This is a genomic window from Paenibacillus sp. Negev47, assembly GCF_058313655.1.
Genome location: NZ_CM177754.1, coordinates 6034491 through 6059994, shown reverse-complemented (window position 1 = coordinate 6059994; position 25504 = coordinate 6034491). Strand labels below are relative to the sequence as shown.

The following is a 25504-nucleotide window of genomic DNA, read 5'->3' as shown; positions in this document are numbered from 1 at the left end:
ATATTATAATTATACTTTTTAGATTACATAGCCTGATGATTTTTGTTTTTTTGCAATTTCGATGAAATGAAAGAATGGGATATACATATCATCTAATCTATAAAGGGGGATTTAAATTATGAAAATTCGTAAAGCCATTATTCCAGCAGCGGGTCTGGGAACTCGTTTCCTGCCAGCAACCAAAGCCATGCCCAAAGAAATGCTGCCTATCGTTGACAAGCCAACGATACAGTACATCATTGAAGAAGCTGTAGCCTCAGGTATTGAGGATATTATTATCGTGACAGGTAAAGGCAAACGGGCGATTGAAGACCATTTTGACTATTCTTTTGAACTGGAGCAAAATCTGGTTAATAAACAGAAATGGGATCTGTTAAATGAGGTTCGTAAGTCTTCTGAAATGGCAGATATTCACTATATCCGTCAAAAGGAACCCAAAGGACTTGGTCATGCGATTTGGTGCGCCCGAAAGTTTATTGGAGATGAACCCTTCGCTGTGCTGCTTGGGGATGATATCGTTGAGGCGAACAAGCCTTGTCTTCAGCAGATGATGGAAGTATATGATGAGTACCAGTCTCCGATCGTTGGTGTTCAGCCAGTGGATTGGAAAGAAGTTTCACGTTACGGGATTGTGGATGGCGAACAAATCCTGAAAACAAATGATCGAGTATTCCGCTCTAAACGTTTGGTTGAAAAGCCGAAGCCTGAAGATGCTCCTTCGAATCTTGCTATTATGGGACGGTATATTCTTACACCGGATATCTTTGAGATTCTTGGTCAACAATCCGCAGGTGTCGGTGGGGAAATTCAACTGACCGATGCATTGTCACGTCTGAATGAGCAGAGAAGAATACTGGCCTATCATTTTGAAGGCCTTCGTCATGACGTGGGAGAGAAGTTGGGTTTTATTGAGACAACGATTCATTATGCACTTCAGCATGACGATCTGCGGGAAGATTTGATGAATTATTTGAAGAAGATTGTGGAGTCGAAATAATATTAACTTGAGATTTCATATACAAAAAAAAGGTTTACCCTCATAAGGATAAACCTTTTTGCTTTGATTTAACTTTGGACAAGTTTATTAATTAGAAGCTCAGTTCGGCAATTTGTTTAATCTCGTTTGCTTCGTTCGGTGCGACAGCAATGAGCTTATCATATACAGCTTGATCCTGTTGTCCGTCTTTAGTCAGAGCAGCAAGGTACCAACGGGCAATTTCACGGTTGGTAGCATCGGACAGATCCTCTGCAATCCCACCCTTAAGAGTCGTTACAGCTCCGGCGGAATCATTTAGCATGTATTTCATTTTCCCCGCATTCAGAATCATTGTTGAAGTGAGCTCAAATGGCTGTCCTTGAAGCTGCCCTTCAGGGAGAGTCTTCAGATGTTCTACTCCATCCACAACGTGTTGGTATGCATCCAGACCTGAATTGAAGTAGGATTCTTTCTTAGCCGTATCGCCTTGTCCTAGTGCCTGATATCCGAGATCAAACGAACGGCTGATCAACTGCTCATACCATTCCATATTCCAGATATAGTTGTTGGCATATTCCTTTTGGAAAGTATAGGCTTGGTCTGATTCACCCTTAAGCTCATAAAATTGCATTAGTTGTTTAACCATACTTTTGTTATACGGCTCTGCTTGTAGTCCTTTTTGAAGGAGATCTATGCCGGCCATATAGAACTGATCATCTTGCGTCTGTTCGAAACCTTGCTGATTGAGAGCAGATAGCGTCAAGAGAGAGTCAGCGTGTGTGCTACGTATGGCCAGGTCTTTATCCAAAGCGGCCTTAATCTCTTCAAAAGATTGGCTGGTTTGCGCAACCTCCTTTGCTGCATTCGCATATTGATTTGCTTGCAAAAAGCGCACAGATACAATCAAAAGTATGATGATCGATACTCCGGCGATTGCTGTATAGATACCTCGTGCAGCCGATGGGCTTACTTTCAAACGTTGTACGGGCCGTGGTTCGATCGCTGCCGCCATTCCCCCAAACCCGATAAACACCAGCATGCCGATGAAGACGTAACTCATGTTGAAATCGAGAAGACTCAGTACCAGAATGGTCATGGACAAAATGAAAAATACAAAATGCGACTCTCTTTCGCTTTCATCTCTTCGCAAGTAGCTACGAACGAATTGATAGAAGATATACAGAATAAATGCCATGAAAATGATAAATCCGATAATTCCGACTTCAACCAGGTACTGCATGAAGAAGTTATGTGCCTGCGCACTAACATATGGATTGTTCTGATACTTCTCGTACAGTGCAGTCCAAGCCCCACCACCTGCACCAATCAAAGGATAGTCCGCTATGACCTTGGCGGCATCTTTGTAGAAGGTTAGCCTTTCCAGGACACTGTGCTGCTGGAAGTTGATGTTTTCTAGACGCGTACTGATACTATCAGGCAGAATGTTTCGAACACTGGTACCCAACAGAAGCACTGCTGCAATAATGGCGAAGAGTGCTGAGCCAAGCGGGATCCAGAGGCTTGCGCCTTTGCGATTCCCCCAGGATTGGAGCTTTGCTTCCAACTTGGGAGCGATCCAGTGTTGAAGAGCCCAGATAATGACTGCAACAACGATGGAAGCGGCAATCAAGTAGATCCAGCCTTTGGATGCAAGTCCAGCAGTGAATTGTTGCTGTAATTCGAGTCCAGCGTTATTGACCGGATTCAGGATGAAAATTGTACCTATTCCTGATATGGCAAGATAAATGAACCATAAAATCTGTTTTGCTGGTTTAAGTAACAAAAGGATGATCACGAACACGATCGGCATCATCACAAGACCTGTCCGCGACAATGTAAGCAACAGGGACAACAAGATGGGAACAAGCATGAAGCCATGAACTAACTGCATATATAGCTTTTTCGTACGAATCAAGCTAAAGATGCTAATGAATAGAAATGCCATCAGGAACGCTGCGTATGTATTCGGGTACTGGAATACGGAAGCAAGCCGTGGACCATTGGCATCATTCCAGATTGCCTGGTTGTATACCCCATTAACTACGCCAGAAGAAAACCAGCCAACCAGCTTGCCCGCAAAACTGAAGGCTCCCAGCCAGTTCAACAATCCAAAACCTACAATTACATATGCAATTCCTATTAAGGAAGATTGTATGATATGATTGATTTTGTTGTTTTTGAGCATGTACATAGTCATTACAAATATCATCGTATATATGCACTGAATCAGAATCATGTTAACTGCCAAATAATTTGACGCTGCACTAATTAGCGACAATATGTAGGTAAGTGGTAACAGGAGAACAACTAATTTTAGCCAATCTCGTTGGGATTCTAGTGTGATATTTTTGTAGTAGACTACCACCCAGACGATGAACAGGAGGGTTGTAAACACAAGAGCCCAATAAATGGGACCTTCGAATTGAAGCAACTGCCCGTTAAATAACGCAACTTGAAATGAGGACCAGAGTAAAAATAAGATGAGTCCTATTGTCAACGTCCACAACAGCGGCGAGGTTGAGCCGCTACTTGTCTTGCTCGACGTCTTCTTTTGTTTACCGTATACTGGATTCGACAAGGTTTGATTCTCCTTTTCTTATAGATACGACAATATTTTAGCATATTAAAAACACATACGGCCAATTTATGAATTTATTATGATGTATTATAAAAAAAATATAAGGAGTAAATATGCAGGAAAGAGTAACTAACTTTATAAAATACAGAGATTTATTTGTCGAGCTAGTCCGAAAGGATATTAAGCTCAAATACAAAAAATCTTATCTGGGTGTCCTTTGGAGCTTTTTAAACCCATTGTTAATGATGATCGTTCTAACTGTAATATTTTCAGAAGTGTTCAAACACAATATTGAGAACTTTCCTGTTTATGTACTAACTGGAAGGTTAGTGTATAGTTTTTTTTCCGAGGCAACTAATTTTGCTATGAATTCTATCCATGATAATGGCCAACTCTTGAAGAAAGTATATGTTCCTAAATATTTCTTTCCTCTTTCAAAGATTTGTTCTTCATTTTTAACTTCACTTGTGTCTTTGTTGCCTATTTTAATTGTGATGGTTGTAACAGGAATGCCGTTATCATTTTATAATTTGTTGTTTTTTATACCATTAATTCAAATATTGTTCATATCGGCAGGCGTAGGTCTAATTATTTCTACAATTGCGGTTTTTTTCAATGATCTTAGACATTTATATTCTGTCTTATTGATGGTCTTAATGTACATGACTCCAATTTTTTACCCTATTGAAATTATACCTGTCCAGTACAAATGGATAATGGAATTGAATCCTATGTATCCAGTTTTAGTTTTGTTTAGGGATCTATTAATGAACAATCAAATGTTCGAGATATCCGATTTTTTAGTTGCTTCAATTTATGCGGTAGCATACTTCTTAGTGGGGATTTTTGTTTTTTATAAGAAACAAGATAAATTTATATTTTATTTATGATATTTATTATTAGGAGGATACATGTATTCAATTGAAGTTAACAATGTTTCTATGCGTTACAGACTGCACAACGAGAAAATAGATTCGATTAAGCATTATTTTATAAAAAAGATGAAACAAGAAATTAGTTATACAGATTTTTTTGCATTAAATGATGTCAGTTTTGCTGTCCCAAAAGGTCAAGTGTTAGGGATTATAGGTTTAAATGGCGCGGGTAAGAGCACTCTCCTTAAGGTGGTTTCTGGAATAATAAAGCCAACAAATGGATCAGTTTTGACTAATGGAAAGATAGCTCCCTTGATTGAATTAGGTGCGGGATTTGATGGTGAACTTTCAGGAATGGAAAATATTTTTTTGAATGGACTTTTACTAGGCTATTCAAAGAAAACGATTCGTTCCAAAGTAGAAGAAATTATCGATTTCAGTGAACTAGAAAAATTTATCCACACACCTTTAAAAAATTACTCTTCCGGTATGAAAGCAAGGCTAGGGTTTTCAATCGCCACTATTACTATGCCGGATATATTAATTGTTGATGAAGTTCTTTCAGTAGGGGATATAAAGTTTAGAGAGAAGAGTCAAAAGAAAATCAAAGATATGGTTGATAATGGAACAACTGCTATTTTTGTTTCTCACTCATTAGGACAAGTTGAAAAAATATGCGATGAGGTTTTATGGTTGGAAAAGGGATCGGTCCGAAAAATAGGGGAATCAAAATTAATATGTGACGAGTTCAAATTGAATCATAAATAAGGCGGATGAAAATAAGCAATTCTCGTATAAGGAGATCCAACGTGACAGAATCACATTATAAAGAATTTAAGGAGATTTGTAGGTTAATTAAGGAGAATGATGTAATTTCATTTGATGTATTTGACACAGCATTACTAAGAGATGTCCTCTTTCCAACTGATATTTTTGATATCGTTGAACATGAGATTAAAAAAAGGGGATTAAACCTTACTCATTTCAAGCGGAAAAGAATTGCCGCAGAGATTAAAGCAAGAAAAGTGTCAATTAATGAAGATATTACTTTGAATGAAATATACAACGTTTTTCAAAGAAAAGAAACAAATTCAATTTCCAATCAGATAAAAGAAATAGAACTTAATATTGAGAAAAAATTTATAAGAACAAATCCTTTTATAAAAAAAGTATATGACTATGCAATAGCAAACAACAAAATTGTGTACTTTATTTCAGATATGTATTTATCCAGTGATTTTATTTCGCAACTGCTCAAATTAAATGGCTATAATAGTTTTGAACATTTGTTTGTATCTAATGAGGTGGGGTTATCAAAAGCTTCTTCGCATTTGTATGTTCATTTACGGGAAAGGTGTTTTTTAAACAAAGAGTGGCTTCATATTGGTGATAATTATGTTTCCGATTATTGTAATGCATTACAAAGTAATGTTAATGCTTATTATTACGAGAATCCTAGATCAAGGATGAAAATAGAAAGAGCCTCGAGTATTGAAGAATCAATAATGAGAGCAATCCAAATAAATTACTGTGAGACAAAGTTCACTTATAATTATTGGTCAGAATTTGGTGTGCGTGAGGTATCACCAATATTGTTTGGATTTACTTTATGGTTAACTAACAATTTGAAAAATAAGGATAATGTATTTTTTTTATCTAGGGATGGCTACCTACCTTATAAGATATATGAAATGTTTAAGAGTCATGTTGATTCTATTCCAGAGGCACGTTATATCTACGCTTCTAGAAAAGTCTACCAAATTCCAAATATTTTAAATATGACAGAAGAGGAAGGGCTGGAATTAATTACAGCGTATAATAATCAGCTAGGTCAGAAACTAACATTAAGAGAAATATTCAGAAATCTGGACTTAGACTCAAATAGGTATGAGAAATTACTTGGACTAAAAGAAGTAGATTTGAATCTAGTTCTTGATTCAGAGGAATCAAGAACTACTGTGAAAGCAATTTTAAGGGGGATTTACCCAATTATACTAAAATCTCTTGAGAAAGAGAAAGATGTTCTTAATAAATATTTACAACAGGCCAATTTATATAATTATAAAGAAGTGAATATTGTTGACGTAGGCTGGCGGGGATCTACACAAAAAGCTATAAAGGATATTACTCGTAAAGTTGTCAATGGCTATTATTTCGGAACAACGGATAATGTTTATGATGATCTTCGACAAAATGTTAATGGGTATGCATTTAACCTGGGAAGGCCATTTAAAGATGCAGGTAAAATAATGAATAATGTTATGATGTATGAGTTTATTTTCTCTGCACCTCATGGTTCATTAGTTGGCTTGAACATAGATAAAGGAGGTAAAATTCTCCCGGTTTTAAGTAATATTGAGAAGAATGAATTTCTAAAGGAGTCCACAATTAGTTTTCAAACAAGTGTAATTGAGGTTACCAAACAATATTTGAAATATTTTGAGTATCTAAAAAATACACAAAGAAGCACTAGCTTGAAAAATTACTATAGATTCATTGAATCGAGAAAGTATAAAGATCTGGTGGAATTTGAAAGACTCTCTGCAGTGGTAGGGATTGGAGCTTCTGAAGAATCACAAAGATATGTAACTAGAGCTTCTTTAAATGAATTTTTTATAAATAAAAAAGAATTTCGGACTAAAGCAAGTCGGAATTTATGGAGAAATGCTGTCATTTTGTATGGAAGTTTCTCTGAAGCACAGCGAGTTAGAGGGAAAGATTCAAATTCTAACTTGAATATGAGCCATGTTAAGGAAAAAATGATTAAGGCAATATTAGACCCTAAGAAAGCTATGCGCTACTTTTTACGAAGATTTAGAACATTAGTAAAGAAAAAATGAATTATTAAGGAGTATGAGATGAATTATATTGCTGAGAACTTAACAAATCAAGAACCGCTAATCTCCATTGTTATTCCAGTTTACAATACAGAAAGGTTCCTCTATAAATGCCTCGATAGTATCATTGGGCAAACATATAAAAATTTGGAGATTATTGTAGTAAACGATTCATCTCCAGGGAATGTTCGTTCAATAACTGAATCATATATGTTGAATGAGCCCCGTATTAGATATGTAGAGCACAAACAAAATGAAGGGCTTTTTAAAGCCAGAGTAACTGGTTCAGAAATAGCAAGTGGAAGCTTTATTTCTTTTGTTGATAGCGATGATTACGTTTCAATTGATTACTTTAGATTACTTATTGAAAAGGCACTAGAAAAAAACTCTGACATTACTGAAGGAAGAATTATCAGAGAAACAGAAACAGGGAGGAGGTTCATTCAAAACAATAACAATATCTTGGAGGATGAAATTACTGGACTTGAAATAATTGATAAATTTTTTTCTCAGGAAGGTTTATTTTATCACTGGCATGTGATTTGGAATAAACTATACACTAAAGAGCTTTGGGATAAGTGTATGAGTCATTTTAAAAAACAGACTAAACATCTAATAATGACGGAAGATCTGGTGTTTTCTTCCATATTATTTTCAAATGCGAGGAAGTATAGTTCTGTTTGCTATGACGGCTATTTTTACTATATTCGTGCGGAAGCAGCAACAGGTGCACAGACTGATCTGAAAAAAATGTTGAAATGTTTTACTGATATGGGGACGGCTTTTGACTTTGTGGAAGATTATCTGTTACAAGAAGGCTTTGAGATCAAGTATATTTATAATTTGAAGAATTGGAAAGAAAGATACTACCGGCTGTGGCAAAACAGAATAAAAAACTTACCATTGAGAAGCTACGAGAAGAAGACTGCGAAGGATGCTCTGGAGAAATCTTTAAGATTAAGTGGGACGAATGAATTTGATCAAGAAGATACTTTTCATTCAATAATCGAGACTGATTGGGATCAAAGGTATGAAGTATTGAAACAAACGATAGCTAGCGAGAGCATTAAATACGTGAGTTTTGATATTTTTGATACTTTAATCAAGAGACCCTTTTTTGAGCCTTCAGATTTATTTCTGATTTTAGATGAATATTTCCACGAAGTTATTCCTGATAGTTCATTTACTAATTTTTCGAAAATTAGGTCGAATGCAGAGATAAGAGCTCGAGAGTTAACGAAATTAAACAAACCCTCATGGGAAGATGTAAATTTAGATGAAATATATGAGCAGATTAGTAAAGATTATGAAATTCCTATAGAGATTTTACAAAAAGTGAAAAATAAAGAAGAAGAGCTTGAAATCAAATTCTCTTATAAAAGGGATAGTGCATTTGAACTTTATAAAATGGCGAAAATGCTTAAGAAAAAAGTCATTTTTGTTTCAGATATGTACTTATCTGAGAAAACAATAAGGTGTATTTTGTCTAATAATGGATATGCAGGAGAAGAGAGGGTGTTTGTTTCTTCTGAAATTAGGCTTTTAAAACATACTGGCGGAATGTACAAATATATAAGTGATGAGCTTGGTTTAGAAGGTAGTAGTATAATCCATATAGGTGATAACTGGAACTCAGATGTATTAAAAGGTAAGGAGCATGGCTGGAATACGTTTTACTTTCCTAAAGCTACCCAGTTATTAACGAATAGTTATAATGAGAAAGAAACTGGAAATAGTATTGGATTTTTTGAAGAAATTAGCCGAAACTCTTTGAAATCAGATGATTTTAACAAGAATTTTGGTGTCAGATGTATGCTGGGTATAGTTGCAAATAAAATTTTTGACAACCCATATACTACTTTTAACCCTAATTCTGATTTCAATATCGATCCATATTTTATTGGATATTATGCTTTAGGAATGCATGTCTTTGGACTTAGCAAATGGCTTATTGAGGATGCTATAAGTAATAACTATGAAAATATTCATTTTTTAGCTCGGGATGGATATCTTCCTCATAAAGCTTTTAAGATTATTGCAGAACTTTATCCTAAAGCTCCGGGCTATAAGTATATATATGCTTCTAGAAAATCTATGATGCCCTACTTGTTCTCAAAAAAAGACTATTGTGGGATAAGTGAATTTGTTTCCCTGCCTAATCATAATCCAAAAACATTTATAAAACAGTTCGAGACTATTACAAAAGACAGCTTTGATTATAAAGATTTAACCAAAGCAGGGGTTGTATTAACTAAAAATTTCTCTTCACAATATGAATTCAAAAAGTTTCTTGATCTATTTGTTTCTAAGGCGATCGATCAAGAAAAATTGGAAAGTTATAAGAAATTGCTAATTAAATATTTTGAAAACAATATAGGAGCTCATGATGCAATTTTTGACTTAGGTTATTCCGGTAGGCTTCAGACCATTATTGTAAATTCAATTGGCAGACAAAGTGACGGATATTATGTCCATACTCAACAGGACACACCTTGGATATATGCGAGAAGGAATAACTTCAAATTGCGGGTGTTTTACACCTCAAAACCAATAGTCAGCGGGATTTTAAGGGAGCAGTTCTTTGCTGAACAAGGTCCATCATGCATCGCTTACAAAGAGGATGCTCATGGGACTGTGATACCAGTTTTTGAGGAATACATCCCTGGTGGGATCAATGGAATAATTATAAAAAAAATGCAAGCGGCTAGTTTGGATTTTGTGAAAGACATGCATTTCTTTTTCGGTGAGTATATGGAATTGCTTAAATTACAAAACACTGATTCCTCTATTCCATTTGAAATGTACCTTCATAATTCAAGACAGTCAGATAGATCGTTACTCATGCACTCATACTCCGATGACGAGGTATATGGTGGGAGTGATCGAGTGAATTTATTGAACTGGTGGAATCAGCGAACAACATTTAATTTGAAAAATGAAAGATACATTGAACCTAGTAGAATCTATTCTAGTGAAACATTATTAATTAATCATTCTAAAATATCTAAGTTAATTTACTTTACTCTTTTTGATCGTAATACTCTAAAAATCAAACTTGAGGCAAGATATAAAAATAAGCCTCTAAAACATAAACTTGTTTTTGGAGTATATTCTGCTTTCCGAAGAATAAAGCGATCCTTTTCTCGTTAAAATATTCCACAGATATTAAATAATTCTAAAGAAGTATTAGAGGTGCATAGATGAGTAGAATTGCTTTGTTAACAGAATGTATGCCATACGATGCTAACAGGACATATCGACAACATTTGGATTCAATAGGAGGGAATACCGGCAATAATGCATATTTAACTGCATTGAGGGATCTATATAACGCAGAATATGTGAATTATGGACAATTAGAGACTACTTTAGAGATGGATTTATACGATACCTATATTGTAGGTAATTTATCGTGGATTACAGAAAATGTCGCATTACCTGAATTTTATTATAGTTCGTTTTCCAAAATTAAAAAAAAGGGGAAGAGATTTATACCAATTAGCGTTGGTACTCAAACAGCTGATTATAAATCAGACTTTACTTATCATCCTCAAACAATCTCATTTTTACAAGAAATTGCAGATCAAGCTATAATTGCGTGTAGAGGCTTCTATACTGCTGAGCTTTTGAGAAGAAACGGTATTGATAATGTTGAAGCTATTGGTTGCCCTTCTTTATATCATTGTAAAAACCCTGATTTTAAAATTACAAAGAAGAATAAATTAGATGGAAAACCAATTGTAGCCACTGGAATCACTCCATGGGCGAATAAAAATATGGATAAGACTACTATATTGAAATTCTTCGACTATGCCCTCAAGAATAATATGGATTTTATTGAACAAGCCAGATCTAATTGGTTTCAATTTTTGTTCTCAAATAAAAAGAATAATGAAAAAGAAAAAGAGCTTGAAAGGTATCTAGCTCATAAATCTAAAATGTTCTTCAATATTGATGATTGGAGAGCGTATGTTAAAACAATTGATTTTTCCTTTAGTGGAAGATTTCACGGTAATGTTATTCCTCTTTTAGAAGGAGTTCCTGCATTGTTTATTTCTATTGATGCAAGAACTAGAGAGATGTGTGAGTTCTTTGATTTTCCTTTAGTAGAAATAAATAAAATGAATTTTACAATGGGGATTAATGAATTTTATGAAATGACTGACTATTCTCAATTCAATTCAAAGTATAAGACGCTATATTCAAGGTTTTTAGATTTTTCAAATAGAAATGGACTTGTGATAAGCTAATCACTCTAGGAGGAGCTAATTGATGAAGGCCATAATTCTTGCAGGCGGGACAGGATCCCGCCTTTTTCCTTTAACTAAGGTAACTAATAAACACTTGCTTCCTGTAGGAAAGTATCCGATGATCTTCCATTCTGCATATAAATTGAAACAAGCTGGTCTTACCGACATCATGGTGATTACTGGTAAAGAGCATATGGGAGACGTTGTTAATCTTCTAGGTAGCGGAAGTGATATAGGTGTCTCATTCACATATCGAGTTCAAGATGAAGCAGGGGGGATAGCTCAAGCGCTTGGATTGGCAGAACAATTTACAGATGATGACCAAATGGTGGTTATCCTGGGTGATAACGTGTTCGAGGACGACATTACAGAGTATGTGTCCAATTTCCGCGAGCAAAAATCCGGAGCTAAAATATTGATACAAGAAGTCACCGATCCTCATCGCTTCGGCGTGCCCGAGTTACATGGCGATCGCATCGTATCCATTGAAGAAAAACCGCAGAAACCCAAAAGCAAATACGCGGTAACAGGCATATATATGTTTGATAGTGAAGTCTTCAAGATCATCAAGACATTAAAGCCTTCTGCAAGAGGCGAATTGGAAATCACAGACGTAAACAATGCATATATTGAACGAGGAAATCTTACCTACGATATACTTAAGGGTTGGTGGACAGACGCAGGCACTCACGCGTCGTTGGCACGGGCCAATGAATTGGCGCGAGATATTGCATTCGGTGGCGAGTTCGGGAAGTTAAAGTTATAGAAGAGAAGGGATGGCGAAAACATTGAAAATCACTCCTTCCAAGCTGAATGGTGCCTGTTTGATTGAACCGGTGGTTCACGGGGATCACCGGGGTTTTTTTATGGAAAGTTACAATGAGCAGATCATGAATCAACAAGGAATCAACTACCACTTTATTCAGGATAACCAATCCTTATCTGCTCAGCATGGTGTGTTGCGCGGATTGCACTACCAACTTAATCCCAAAGCACAAACCAAGTTAATTCGGGTTATTTCGGGTGTGATTTATGATGTTATCGTGGACATTCGACAAGGATCACCTACCTTTGGACAGTGGGAGGGATTCATCTTGAGTGAACATAATCATCGTCAGTTACTGGTCCCCAAAGGATTTGCCCATGGTTTTTGTACACTTGTTCCGAATACCCAAGTCTTGTACAAAGTGGACGAATACTATTCCCCGGAGAACGACCGTGGCATATTATGGAGTGACCCGGCACTTGGAATTGATTGGCCTACATCTAGTCTGACTTTGTCAGATAAGGACCAAAGGCATCCATTACTTCAAGATGCGGAGATCAACTTCAATTTCGAAGTGAAGTAATTAGGAGGTTCCAACACTATGAAACTGCTCGTTACCGGCGGGGCCGGTTTTATTGGAAGTAATTTTGTGATGTATATGTTGGAGCAGCATCCTGATTACGAAATTATTAATGTAGATGCTCTGACGTATGCAGGTAATCTAGAAAACTTGAAATCACTTGAAGGCAACAAAAACCATATTTTTGTCAAAGCAGACATTACAGATGCTGCCGAGATGGATCGCCTGATTGGCCAAGGTGTGGACGTTGTCGTTAACTTCGCAGCCGAATCTCATGTAGATCGCAGCATTTTGGAACCGGATGTGTTTGTACGAACGAATGTGAATGGTACCCAAGCACTGCTTGAGGCAGCCAAAAAACACAATATCTCCAAATTCGTTCAAGTATCAACGGATGAGGTATATGGTTCGCTGGGTCCAACAGGCCTATTCACTGAAGAGACACCATTGCAACCCAACAGCCCATATTCGGCGTCCAAAGCAGGTGGGGATTTGCTTGTGCGTGCGTATCATGAGACCTTTGGTCTTCCAGTGAATATCACCCGTTGCTCCAACAATTACGGCCCTTATCAGTTTCCGGAGAAACTGATCCCACTTATGATCTCCCGTGCCCTTGCTGATGAAGCCTTGCCTGTTTACGGAGATGGATTGAACATCCGGGACTGGCTTTATGTTGAAGACCATTGCAGTGCTATCGACCTGGTGATCCATCAAGGACGTAACGGTGAGGTCTACAACATCGGTGGCAATAATGAGCGAACCAACGTGCACATTGTAAAAACCATCTTGGAGCAACTCGGCAAGCCAAAATCTTTAATTAAATACGTGCAAGATCGGCCTGGGCATGACCGCAGATACGGCATTGATCCGACCAAAACGATGTCTGAACTAGGTTGGAAACCGAAGCATACGTTTGGAACCGGGATCAAGGAGACCATTCAATGGTACCTGGATAACAAAGAATGGTGGACCCGTATTCAGTCCGGCGTGTATCAGCAGTACTATGCCAAGCAATATGGCTCTCGATTGGGAGACGTGAAGTAATGAAAGTTTTGGTTACTGGAGCAAACGGACAACTGGGACGGGATGTCGTTCTTCTTTTGGAGAAGGAGGGACATTCTGTTCTTGCTTGTGATCGGAATCAGATGGATATTACGAATCAGGCACAGTGTAATGACGTCATCTCCTCTTATCATCCTGAAGTGGTCATTCATTGTGCGGCTTATACAGCCGTAGATGCAGCGGAGACGGATATCGATGGTGCGTATAAGGTGAATGCGGTAGGAACACGCAATGTTGCTGTAGCGGCAGAAAAAGCTGGAGCCAAACTTATCTATATTAGTACGGACTATGTATTTGACGGAAACTCGGTAAATCCCTATCAGGAATACGATGATACGAATCCGCAAAGTGTGTATGGCAAGTCCAAACGAGCAGGAGAATTACTGGTACAGTCTTTGTCCTCCAAATGGTTTGTTGTGCGTACTTCTTGGGTGTACGGCCTTTACGGGAATAATTTTGTCAAAACGATGCTGAAACTGGGTCAGGAAAAACCAAAGCTTCAGGTAGTACATGACCAAAAAGGATCGCCTACGTATACTGTAGATTTGGCAAGATTCCTTATGGAACTCATGGCTACAGAAATGTATGGAATATATCACGCCTCCAATAGTGGCACCTGTACATGGTATGAATTTACTCAGGCTATATTTGAGGAGGCTCAAACCACTGGAGGGGTATCCATTCAAGCAAAATTGGAACCTTGCACAACCGAACAGTTTCCCAGACCGGCTCCTAGGCCCGTCAATTCAGTTATGGACCACATGTCCATTCGGACAAATGGCTTGACGGATTTCCGCTCATGGCGGGACGGACTAAAAGAGTTTATTTGTTCCTTGTCGGAAACTAAATAAGTATAACATCCTTTTAGGTAACTCTCGCTCTGGTATTTCTGGGCGGGAGTTTTCGTATATAATGAAGAAAAGTTAATTTTTGAGGTGAAACGTGAACCAGCCTAAAGTATGTGTCATGCTTTCTACATATAACGGAGCAAAGTATATTGATGAACAACTCGAAAGCCTTCTTGCACAGAGTCAGGTAGATCTCCACATTCATATCAGGGATGATGGTTCTTCCGATGAAACTGTCCAGAAGGTTCGTGGGTATGCCAAGGCATATCCGGATCAGATTCGTATGATTGAAGGGGAAAATGTAGGCGTAATCGGAAGTTTTTTTGAATTAATGCGACAAACTCAGCCTATATACGACTTCTATGCATTTTGTGATCAAGACGATGTGTGGAAGTCATACAAACTGAGTAGAGCTGTAGTGAAATTGCAGTCGGGGCCATTAGACGTACCGCTGATGTATTGTTCTTCTACACAAATGGTAGATCAGGATTTGAACCATCTGAACGTATGGCCTCATCTGCCTCCAAAGCCGCTCAGCATGTATAATGCTCTGGTAGAAAACTGTTGTGTTGGTTGTACCATGGTCTTGAACTCGGTCACATTCGAGCAGATCAGGGCAAATGTCCCTTCTGATCTAACCCACATCATCATGCATGATTGGTGGATATATCTTTTTGTTAGCTCCTTTGGTGAAGTGATCTTTGATGAAGAACCAACCATTTTGTATCGGCAACATCAAGGGAATGTTCTTGGCGGGAGAAATGATAAATGGTTTATAAAATGGAAGAACAGGTGGAACCGTTTCGTGAATGGAAAGAATCATTCAATTTTGAGTAAACAAGCGAGATTGTTCTTGGAACTCTATAGAGATAAGTTACCTTCGCATCAGCAAAAGAACTTGCAACATTTTTTAAACCAACTGGATTGCAATGGGGTTAAAAGAATTGGTTATGCGGTTAAAATGCCTTTTTACCGTCAAGCATTTTTAGATGACGTTGTTCTTAAGCTTATATACGTGTTGAGGAAAATATAAATCGAGATATTGTCTTTGATTTCCACTCATCTGCCCATGATATGCTATACTTTCATTAGTTAAACATAGAGATGAAGTCAGGAGTTTTTAAAATGTTTCAATCAACAGATACTCCTTTGCGGGAGGCATCGAAAATGAATACGTACCTACTTGACGCCAGCATCATCATCGTCAACTACAATACACGCCAGCTAACACTGGACTGTCTGGCATCGGTGTATGCATCCCAAACTTCTTACCAATACGAGCTTATTGTCTTAGACAATGCGTCTCATGATGGTTCCGTAGAAGCGATCCGTGACGCATACCCAGAGGTTCAACTAATTGCAAATCGTGACAACACAGGTTTCGCCGTAGCCAATAATCAAGGAATGGAAGTAGCCAAAGGCCGCTATATACTACTTCTCAATTCCGATACGGTCATCCAGCCGAATACCCTTCACACCATGATCTACTTCATGGATCGCAATCCTGAGATGGGAGCATCTGGCTGCAAGGTAATTCTTCCGGATGGCTCCTTGGATAAGGCGTGTAAGCGTGGATTTCCTACGCCATCTGCTTCATTTTATTACGCATTCGGTATTTCTCGTCTATTCCCCGATCGGCCGAAGTTCAATCAATACCAACTGGGACATCTCAGTCCGGATGACGAATACCCGGTAGACTGTCTTGTCGGTGCATTCATGCTTGTACGTCGTGAGACGATTGACCAGGTTGGCGGGTTGGATGAGACATACTTTATGTATGGAGAAGATATTGACTGGTGTTATCGCATCAAAGAGGCGGGATGGGGCATTTTTTATTATCCGCGTACATATATTGTGCACTACAAGGGCGGCAGTGCTCGTCGTAAACCTTTGAAAATAACGTATGAGTTTCATAGAGCGATGTGGGTGTTCCACCGCAAACACTACGCGAAGAAGTACAATCTACTCACGAATACAGCTGTGTGGATGGGGATTTCACTCAAGTTCACACTGTCTTTGCTACGTAGCAAGTTGTCTCCTCCTTCCCGTCAAGGGCAGTCTACAGCCCGCATGAGAGCGGAGAATGAAGCATCTTCCGAGGTGAACCCATGATTCGGCGTAATCAACGATTTCTAACCCAATTGTATATTGCGGCTGATTTTGGCGTAATCCAGCTTTCATTTTTGTTGGCCTGGTGGCTGAAATTTGAGAGTGACCTGTTAACGAACCAAAATCCACTACCTATAGAGAAATATATGATGTGGAGCTTGGTTTACGCAGCTCTTGCTATCATCACAGGACTGATGTCTTCCCTGTATATAGCCAAGCGAAAAAAACGATTTGTAGACGAACTTTGGAAAATCGTCCAGTCTCATGGCATAGCCTTCTTCATGCTAATGAGCCTGATGTTCTTTTTCAAGGAAGTAAACATCTCTCGTGCATATCTTGCCATGTATATGATTGGCAATGTATCATTCACACTGTTTTATCGCTATATAGTGAAAGTGCAACTGAAACGCTTGCGCAAAAAAGGCTTCAACCGTCAGTTTGTGCTCATCCTTGGTGCTGGATCACTAGGCAAGCGTTTCTATGACAACCTTAGAAATTATCCCGAACTTGGATATGAAGTGACTGGATTCCTGGATGATTACCGTCACTGGGATCAGAGTGAACAGAAGAGATACAAACCCATTCTTGGCCGAATCGACGAACTGGAAGAGTTCTTGTCCACGCATCTTGTTGATGAAGTGATTCTGGCTTTACCTCTGGATGCTCATGATAAGTATTCGCATATTATCAATGTGTGTGAGAAGGCAGGAGTTCGAACTCTAATCATTCCTGACTTCTTTGATTACTTGCCAGCACGGCCGCATTTCGATAACTTTGCGGGTATGCCCATGATTAACGTTCGCGACATTCCACTGGATATTGCGGTGAACCGATTGATGAAGAGAACTTTCGATATTCTTTTCTCTCTCACTGCGATCCTCTTAACTTCTCCGGTAATGCTCGTTGTCGCGGTAGGAGTACGACTTACTTCTTCTGGGCCCGTCATCTTCAAACAAGAGCGAGTAGGACTTAACCGACGCAACTTCATGATGTTCAAATTCCGCTCGATGAAAGTCATTCCTGAGGGCACAATGGACACAGGGTGGTCCACCAAGAATGATCCGCGACGAACGGCTTTTGGCACTTTTATTAGACGCACAAGTCTAGATGAGTTACCTCAATTTTTCAACGTTTTGTTTGGCCATATGAGTGTAGTTGGGCCTAGGCCAGAACGTCCTTACTACGTGAACCAATTCCGGGACGAAATCCCGAAATATATGATCAAACACCACGTTCGCCCGGGAATAACAGGATTAGCACAGAGCAAGGGACTACGAGGAGATACCTCAATCGAGGATCGAATTGAACAAGATATCTTTTACATTGAAAATTGGTCTTTATTATTTGATATCAAAATCATATGGGAGACTATTCGCAAAGGCCTTAAGAATGCTTACTGAGATTCACAATTCATTTAATCTTGCATACCACGATTTAACAGCCGCCTCCGGGCGGTTATTTTGTTTTACACCTCCTCATTTCGGGTAGTTAGCTATAAGAAAAATGTCTATCGACGTACTCTCACAGAAGACAGACCGCGTTTAGCTGAAGTTTTTCTTGCGATAATCGAATTGTTCAGCTCCGCTGAAAACGTATAAATTCAATTATCTTTAAAAAGGTACTGAGGATGTGAATGCCATATGAAACGCATTGCCGCCGTTTTAACATTATTAATCGTTACCGTAGGTACACTCTTTTTTGCCTATGAAAGCCAGAGTGAAGAACAACGGGACGGATTTACCGCTTATAGATTAATAGCCCATGCGATGGGCAGCATTCGTGATCAGCCTTACACCAACGCCTATGAGGCGATGATTGCCAATTACGAGAAAGGCACACGTGTATTTGAGATCGACTTTATGCTTACCTCAGATCGCAAAGCCGTAGCAAGACATGAGTGGACCGCTAATATGAGCAAAATGCTAGGACAAGACGAAGAGCTTCCGGAGGATAAACATGCCGGGGCGCTGACACATGATGAATTCATGGATACACCAATCTTGGGCATGTATCAACCTATGGATGCCGCTGGCATCATAGATGTACTGGCTCAGTACCCGGATATGTATATTGTAACCGACACCAAGGAACAGAAGGACGAGGACATTCAGCAGGTGTTACAGTCCCTGGTGGATGCAGCCAAAGAACATGATCCCTCCGTGCTGGATCGGGTAGTGGTACAGATCTATAACGAACCGATGCTTGATACGGTAAAAGAAGTCTATGCATTCCCTTCCATTATCTATACGTTATATGCAACACAGGATACAGAAGCACAGGTTGTTGATTTTGTGCAAAAAAATGATATTGATGCCGTAACCATGCCGGAATATAAAGTAAACCAGAATTTCGTAGCCAAGCTGAATAGTGCAGGTTCAGTCACCTACGTGCATACCATCAACGACACTGAACAAGTGGCTAACTATGAGAAGTGGGGCGTGTACGGGGTATACTCAGACGTGCTGACGGAGCAGGAACTGGATGAGATGAATACACGTTTTGCTTGGAAACCATAAAAAGCCCTGCTTTCCTGTTCCCCTTTTTATACGAACATTGACACTCACTGTCTGCTGACTTAGACTTAGTTTACAAGCTTTCTAGGATGCAGAAGAACCTCTGGAGGAATGTTCGTTGATAGACATGATTAAGCAGTGGAGACATGTATTTAAGCTTGACCCGGACCGGGAAATTACGGACGAAGAACTCGATCTGGTCTGCATGTCGGGGACCGATGCGATTATCGTCGGCGGATCTTCGGGAATTACCTATGATAACACGGTAGACCTGATGTCCCGGGTACGTCGCTATGAGTTGCCCTGTGTGCTTGAAGTATCCGATCTGGAAGCCGTTGTTCCCGGGTTTGACGGATATTTGATCCCGATGGTCCTGAATGCTACGGATAGCAAATGGCTGATTGGACATCACCAGCAGGCCATAGAGCGTTATGGTTATCTCATTCCATGGGATCTGCTTATTGCCGAGGGCTATATTGTGCTTAATGGGAACTCCACGGTAGCGCGGTTGACTGGTGCGGATACCGAACTGACGACAGGGGCTGCCGTGGCATATGCCCAGGCTGCAGAACGCTTGCTCAATCTTCCCATTGTATATATGGAGTACAGTGGAACGTTCGGAGATATGGAGCTTGTTGGTGAGACGCACAGACAACTGGATCGGGCACACCTCATCTATGGCGGCGGAATTGATGATCCGGAGAAAGCCTCGCAAGCTGCCCAGGTGTCAGACACCGTCGTGGTAGGTAACATTGTGTATAGTGATTTGAATAAGGCACTTGAGACGGTGTTGGCCGTGAAAGGAACCGTTTAATCGGTTTAGTTTACCAATCCCCCATTTCCCCCTTATGATCTGTTAAAATAGTACTTTGCCCTTACTAATTAAAGAAGTTATATGAGCGTAATGTCGTTTACACGAAAATGAAGAGGATAGAAGTAAGCTGGAGAAACGAAGCGTTCACCGTTATTCCTGGATTTCACCTTTTACTAAGCGATTTGTATACAGGACTATGTTTACACAGAAACGTAGAGTGCAGAAGCAATCTGAAGAAACGAAGTGTTCTCTCTTGTATTTTTACTACCTTTAAATATAAGCTAAACTAATTTTTACACGAGAACGAAGAGGACAGAAATAAGCTGGAGAAGCGGAGCGTTCGCCTTTATTACCGGATTTTCACCTTTGAAAAAGTAGATCGAAAAATCCGGGAATAACAGCGATCGGAAGATTATTCTGTCATCGGAGTGGCGAGTGTAACCTATTAATTTTGCTTTATAGACCAACCAACGAAAGGAGCATGCATGCATGCAACCTGTAAATATACATGATGCCGTTGCACGACTTAACACTCCTCAACGGCAAGCCGTCGAGGCGACGGATGGCCCGCTGCTGATTATGGCCGGAGCGGGCTCCGGCAAGACCCGGGTGCTGACGCACCGGATTGCCTACCTCATTGCAACACGGAAGGCACCCCCGTGGGGCATTTTAGCGATTACATTTACGAACAAAGCCGCCCGTGAGATGCAGGACCGGGTATCCCAACTCGTAGGTGGATCTCAGGGCCGCGACATTTGGGTATCCACGTTCCACTCCATGTGCGTACGTATTTTGCGCCGTGACATTGAACGTATTGGTTTTACCTCCAACTTCAGCATTTTGGACTCATCGGACCAACTATCTGTTATTCGCAGCTGTATGAAAGACCAGAATATTGATACGAAGAAGTTTGAACCTAAGGCAGTTCAATCCATGATGAGCACGGCGAAGAATGAACTGATCAGTCCGGAGCAATATGAGAAGCAGTCGGGAGACTATTTCGAGGGTATTGTGGCGAAGGTATATAAGATGTACCAGAAACGGTTAAGAGCCAACAACTCGCTTGATTTCGACGATCTCATTATGCAGACCATTCAACTTTTCAAAGAAGTGCCTGAGGTCCTCGACTTTTACCAAAAGAAATTCCAGTACATTCACGTCGATGAATACCAGGATACGAACCGTGCACAGTACATGCTGTGCCGCATGCTGGCTGACAGTCACCACCGCATCTGCGTTGTAGGGGATAGTGACCAGTCGATTTATCGCTGGCGCGGGGCGGATATCAGCAATATCCTGAACTTCGAGAAAGATTACCCAGAAGCAAATACGATTTTGCTGGAGCAGAACTACCGTTCTACTTCCAATATCCTGAATGCAGCGAATGAAGTGATCGGCCTGAATACAGGACGTAAACCGAAGAAACTGTGGACGGACAAAGAGGGTGGTTCGAAGATCAAGGTGTACCGTGCGGATTCCGAACATGATGAGGGGTATTTTGTCACCTCCGAGATTAGTAAAAATGTGCAGAACGGCAAATCCTATCAGAACCATGCTATTTTGTACCGTACCAACGCCCAGTCCCGGGTAATAGAGGAAATTCTGATCAAGTCTGATATTCCGTATCAGATTGTCGGCGGCATCAAGTTCTATGATCGTAAAGAGATTAAGGACATTCTGGCGTATCTGCGCCTGCTATCCAACCCCGACGATGATATCAGTCTCACCCGGATCATTAATGTACCTAAGCGTAGTATCGGGGATACAACGGTAGCGAAGCTCGCGGCTGCGGCAGGAGAGCGTGGGATTTCTATTTTCCGAGTGCTTCAGGTCGTGGACGATCTTGGTTTTGCTGGTCGTACGCGGAATGCGCTGGTGGAGTTCTATGACATGATCGCAGCGTTGCATCAGATGGTAGAGTATCTGTCTGTAACTGAATTGACCGAGAAGATTCTAGAGATGAGTCAATATCGTCTTGAGATGCAAAATGAAAATACACTCGAATCTCGTGCACGGCTGGAGAACATTGATGAGTTCCTGTCGGTAACCATGGAATTTGAGAAAAATAATGAAGACAAAACGCTTGTATCCTTCCTCACCGATCTTGCATTGATTGCTGACATCGACAGCATGAACGATGATGAAGAGGATCAGAGTGACGCTGTTACCCTGATGACCATGCACAGCGCCAAAGGTCTGGAGTTCCCGGTTGTCTTTATCGTGGGTATGGAAGAAGGGGTCTTCCCGCATAGCCGTGCCTTTATGGACAATGAAGAGCTGGAAGAAGAACGCCGACTTGCTTATGTGGGGATTACTCGTGCAGAAGAGCAACTCTTCCTATCCTGTGCGCAGATGCGGACGTTGTTTGGCCGTACAACAGCGAACCCGCCTTCCCGCTTCCTGGATGAAATTCCGGATGAGCTGAAGGAAGACACCTCGATGGCTCGTGATCGTTACCGCCGCGGCAGTAGTGGAGGCGGCTCGTATGGTGGACGTGGACTTGGTTCCAGTGGAGGAAGTAACTTTGGTGGTGGCACCAAGCTGTTCGATCACCAAAGCAAGAGCGGTTCGTCTGCTACTTCATCCACGCCAACTTCGCGTGTGACTACAAGTGTCTCCCGCCCAACATATGCTACGCCATCATCAGCTTCCAAGCCTGTAGCTTCTAATGGCGAAGCAGGGTTTAAGGCAGGAGACAAAGTGCAGCATGGCAAATGGGGGACAGGCACGATTGTTGCGGTCAAAGGTACAGGGAATGATACCGAACTACAGATTGCATTCCCGGCTCCGGTTGGCGTGAAACGTCTGCTTGCCGGTTTTGCCCCAATTACCAAAGTAGAATAATTTTGAACGAAACTTCTTTTTGCATGATAACAGAGAGAACAAAAATAACTTTCCTAAGGAAAGCTGCTTCTTAAGCATCTTCCTCGTTTTTGTCACGGGATTTCTAACCTTGATTGATATGACTAGAAGTCTATATAAGTTCAATGTAATATCGGCACGGTAACGGAGAGAACAGAAATAACTTGAAGAAGCAAAGCGTTCGCCTTTATCCCCGGATTTCTACCTTTTAAAATGAATTAAAAGAAATTTGGGGATAACAGCGATTGGAAAGTTATTCTGTTATCGGAGTGTTAGTGTGGATATTTCATTCATTGAAATTATGTAGTGTTACCAACGATGGAAAGTTATTCTGTTCTCCGAGTTCAATTGCAATAGGAGTGTTCGTTCTACATATATGATCAAATTAACGGAGGGATGGCCCTGTATGGACCCGATGCACCGGATGGAGCAACTCGTTACCGAGCTGAATCAGCATAATTATCAGTACTACACGATGGATCAGCCACAGATCAGCGATAAGGAGTATGACCTTCTGTACGACGAACTGGTTACGCTGGAACGGGAAAGCGGCATGGTTCTGCCTGATTCTCCCACCCAGCGTGTGGGTGGCGAATTGCTCAAGGGGTTTACCCCACATCGCCATTTATCCTCATTGTGGAGTCTGGACAAAGCGCAGAATATTGAGCAACTACGGAGCTGGAATACCCGTGTACTGAAACTGATTAATGACTATAACAGTAAAAATCCGGATACGCCGTTACCGGAACCAGGTTATGTCATCGAGTTGAAGTTTGACGGATTGACGTTGAACCTGACTTACACCAACGGTGAGTTGGTACAAGCCTCTACGCGTGGTAACGGTACGGTGGGCGAAGGGATTTTGGCACAGGTTAGAACGATCCGATCTGTTCCACTCAAAATTCCTTATATAAGCGGCACGATTGAAGTACAGGGTGAAGGCATCATGAATCTGTCTGTCCTGGACCGATACAATGAGACGGCGGCAGAGCCGCTCAAGAATGCGCGGAATGCAGCAGCAGGAGCGCTCCGTAACCTGAATCCGAAGGCGACGGCTGAGCGTAGGCTGAATGCTTATTTTTATAACGTAGGCTACTCGGATGACATTCAGTTTGCCAATCATCAGCAGATGATGGACTTCCTGCGTGAGAACCGCTTCAAAGTGAATCCATCCATCACGTATTTCCATGAGTTTGATGATGTAATGGAGCAACTGGCTGCCATTCAGGAGAACCGGGGTCAATTGGACTATCTGATCGATGGAGCTGTTATCAAAATTACGGATATGCGCACCCGTGAGGTACTGGGTTATACCGATAAGTTCCCTCGCTGGGCGGTGGCATATAAATTTGAGGCAGAAGAGACCACGACGGTTCTTAACGCTGTGGTATGGAATGTAGGTCGTACCGGCAAAGTAACTCCGCTGGCACGGGTAGAACCGGTTGAACTTGCGGGGGTAACGGTACAGAACTGTACTCTTAACAATGTCGGCGATATTGAGCGCAAGAATCTGAAGTTTGCTCTGGGCACACGGGTCTTTATTCGTCGCTCCAATGATGTCATTCCTGAGATTTTGGGTAAAGTGACTGAGGAGAGTGATGGCGAGGAGATCGTCTTCCCTGAGCAGTGTCCTGCATGTGGATTCCCGCTGGAGCAACGCGGAGCGCATCTATTCTGTAACAATAGACTTGCGTGTAAACCGCAAACGGTGGCACGTATTTCCCATTTTGCTTCCCGTGATGCCATGGACATCGAGACATTCAGTGAGAAAACGGCGATTCAGTTGTATGATGAATTGAACGTACGTGAGCCTGCCGACCTGTATACGTTACAGTTTGATGATCTGGTGAAGCTGGAGCGGTTTGGCGAAAAGAAAGCAAACAACCTTATCGCTGCGCTGGAACTCAGTAAAGATCGTGATCTGGCTTCCTTCTTATACTCACTGGGTATTCCGAATACAGGTAAGTCCACCACGCGCATGCTCGCAGATCATTACCGGGATCTGCACGCCATTATGAATGCAACCGTGGAAGAACTGGTTGAGTTACCCGACGTGGGTGGTGTCGTGGCTGAGAGCATCGTAAACTTTTTTGCAGATCCGTTTACACAGGCTGCGATTGAGAAAATGCTCAACTTGGGCGTGAAAGCTCAGGCACCTGAGGCACCAGCCGTTGTTGTTGTGGAAGATTCCTTCTTCAGTGGGAAAACGGTCGTCTTGACCGGAACACTGCACCAATTGACGCGGGAAGAGGCGACGCAAAGACTGGAAGCACTCGGAGCGAAGGTAACTGGCAGTGTGTCGAAAAAGACAGATTTGGTTATTGCCGGAGAGAAGGCAGGTAGTAAACTTACCAAAGCCCATGATCTTGGCATTCCTACGATTGAGGATGAGGACGAACTTGTACGTCTTTTGAATCCCTAGGGTTAAAGGTTT

18 protein-coding genes are annotated in these 25504 nt (G+C 40.8%); 17 read left to right on the top strand and 1 reads right to left on the bottom strand.

The window, feature by feature from the left end; translation table 11 throughout:
• The first annotated feature begins 118 nt into the window (after positions 1-118).
• Positions 119-997 (top strand): UTP--glucose-1-phosphate uridylyltransferase GalU, encoded by an 879-nt coding sequence (gene galU / locus AC4G47_RS27345; protein ID WP_491103664.1) that lies wholly within the window; start codon positions 119-121, stop codon positions 995-997.
• A 91-nt stretch (positions 998-1088) separates the two neighbouring features.
• Here galU and AC4G47_RS27340 read toward each other — a convergent pair whose 3' ends face one another.
• Positions 1089-3554, bottom strand: a complete 2466-nt coding sequence (locus AC4G47_RS27340; RefSeq protein WP_491103662.1) for an O-antigen ligase family protein — start codon at positions 3552-3554, stop codon at positions 1089-1091.
• A 113-nt stretch (positions 3555-3667) separates the two neighbouring features.
• On the opposite strand from AC4G47_RS27340, the gene AC4G47_RS27335 reads away from it, so the two are divergent.
• From AC4G47_RS27335 to ligA, 16 genes are all read left to right on the top strand, one after another.
• Complete coding sequence (locus tag AC4G47_RS27335; protein WP_491103660.1) at positions 3668-4444, top strand: ABC transporter permease; 777 nt, start codon at positions 3668-3670, stop codon at positions 4442-4444.
• Positions 4445-4465: 21 nt separating this feature from the next.
• Complete coding sequence (locus AC4G47_RS27330; RefSeq protein ID WP_491103658.1) at positions 4466-5197, top strand: ABC transporter ATP-binding protein; 732 nt, start codon at positions 4466-4468, stop codon at positions 5195-5197.
• 41 nt (positions 5198-5238) lie between these two features.
• Positions 5239-7269 carry an HAD family hydrolase gene (locus tag AC4G47_RS27325; protein WP_491103656.1) on the top strand — a complete coding sequence of 677 codons (2031 nt, stop codon included), beginning with the start codon at positions 5239-5241 and terminating at the stop codon, positions 7267-7269.
• Positions 7270-7287: 18 nt separating this feature from the next.
• The gene (locus tag AC4G47_RS27320) at positions 7288-10416 is read left to right on the top strand and encodes an HAD-IA family hydrolase (protein WP_491103654.1); all 3129 of its coding nucleotides are present in this window, start codon (positions 7288-7290) and stop codon (positions 10414-10416) included.
• A 50-nt stretch (positions 10417-10466) separates the two neighbouring features.
• Positions 10467-11516: a polysaccharide pyruvyl transferase family protein gene (locus tag AC4G47_RS27315; RefSeq protein ID WP_491103653.1), complete on the top strand. Its 1050-nt coding sequence runs from the start codon at positions 10467-10469 to the stop codon at positions 11514-11516.
• A 22-nt stretch (positions 11517-11538) separates the two neighbouring features.
• Positions 11539-12282 carry a sugar phosphate nucleotidyltransferase gene (locus tag AC4G47_RS27310; RefSeq protein ID WP_491103651.1) on the top strand — a complete coding sequence of 248 codons (744 nt, stop codon included), beginning with the start codon at positions 11539-11541 and terminating at the stop codon, positions 12280-12282.
• Between the two features lie 10 nt (positions 12283-12292).
• On the top strand, positions 12293-12865 hold the full coding sequence (gene rfbC, locus AC4G47_RS27305) for a dTDP-4-dehydrorhamnose 3,5-epimerase (RefSeq protein WP_491103650.1): 573 nt from the start codon (positions 12293-12295) through the stop codon (positions 12863-12865).
• 18 nt (positions 12866-12883) lie between these two features.
• The gene (rfbB, locus tag AC4G47_RS27300; protein WP_491103649.1) at positions 12884-13906 is read left to right on the top strand and encodes a dTDP-glucose 4,6-dehydratase; all 1023 of its coding nucleotides are present in this window, start codon (positions 12884-12886) and stop codon (positions 13904-13906) included.
• On the top strand, positions 13906-14775 hold the full coding sequence (gene rfbD / locus AC4G47_RS27295; protein ID WP_491103647.1) for a dTDP-4-dehydrorhamnose reductase: 870 nt from the start codon (positions 13906-13908) through the stop codon (positions 14773-14775). Before rfbB ends, rfbD begins: the two co-directional genes overlap by 1 nt.
• A 91-nt stretch (positions 14776-14866) precedes the next feature.
• Complete coding sequence (locus AC4G47_RS27290) at positions 14867-15805, top strand: glycosyltransferase family 2 protein (protein ID WP_491103646.1); 939 nt, start codon at positions 14867-14869, stop codon at positions 15803-15805.
• A 134-nt stretch (positions 15806-15939) separates the two neighbouring features.
• Positions 15940-16884 carry a glycosyltransferase family 2 protein gene (locus tag AC4G47_RS27285; protein ID WP_491103645.1) on the top strand — a complete coding sequence of 315 codons (945 nt, stop codon included), beginning with the start codon at positions 15940-15942 and terminating at the stop codon, positions 16882-16884.
• Positions 16881-18281 (top strand): undecaprenyl-phosphate glucose phosphotransferase, encoded by a 1401-nt coding sequence (locus AC4G47_RS27280; protein WP_491103644.1) that lies wholly within the window; start codon positions 16881-16883, stop codon positions 18279-18281. The genes AC4G47_RS27285 and AC4G47_RS27280 overlap by 4 nt, the downstream gene beginning before the upstream one ends.
• A gap of 240 nt (positions 18282-18521) precedes the next feature.
• Positions 18522-19397 carry a phosphatidylinositol-specific phospholipase C/glycerophosphodiester phosphodiesterase family protein gene (locus AC4G47_RS27275; RefSeq protein WP_491103643.1) on the top strand — a complete coding sequence of 292 codons (876 nt, stop codon included), beginning with the start codon at positions 18522-18524 and terminating at the stop codon, positions 19395-19397.
• A gap of 115 nt (positions 19398-19512) precedes the next feature.
• Positions 19513-20208 carry a heptaprenylglyceryl phosphate synthase gene (gene pcrB / locus AC4G47_RS27270; RefSeq protein ID WP_491103641.1) on the top strand — a complete coding sequence of 232 codons (696 nt, stop codon included), beginning with the start codon at positions 19513-19515 and terminating at the stop codon, positions 20206-20208.
• 489 nt (positions 20209-20697) lie between these two features.
• Positions 20698-23052: a DNA helicase PcrA gene (pcrA, locus tag AC4G47_RS27265; RefSeq protein ID WP_491103640.1), complete on the top strand. Its 2355-nt coding sequence runs from the start codon at positions 20698-20700 to the stop codon at positions 23050-23052.
• Positions 23053-23476: 424 nt separating this feature from the next.
• The gene (gene ligA, locus AC4G47_RS27260) at positions 23477-25492 is read left to right on the top strand and encodes an NAD-dependent DNA ligase LigA (protein WP_491103638.1); all 2016 of its coding nucleotides are present in this window, start codon (positions 23477-23479) and stop codon (positions 25490-25492) included.
• Positions 25493-25504: the final 12 nt, after the last annotated feature.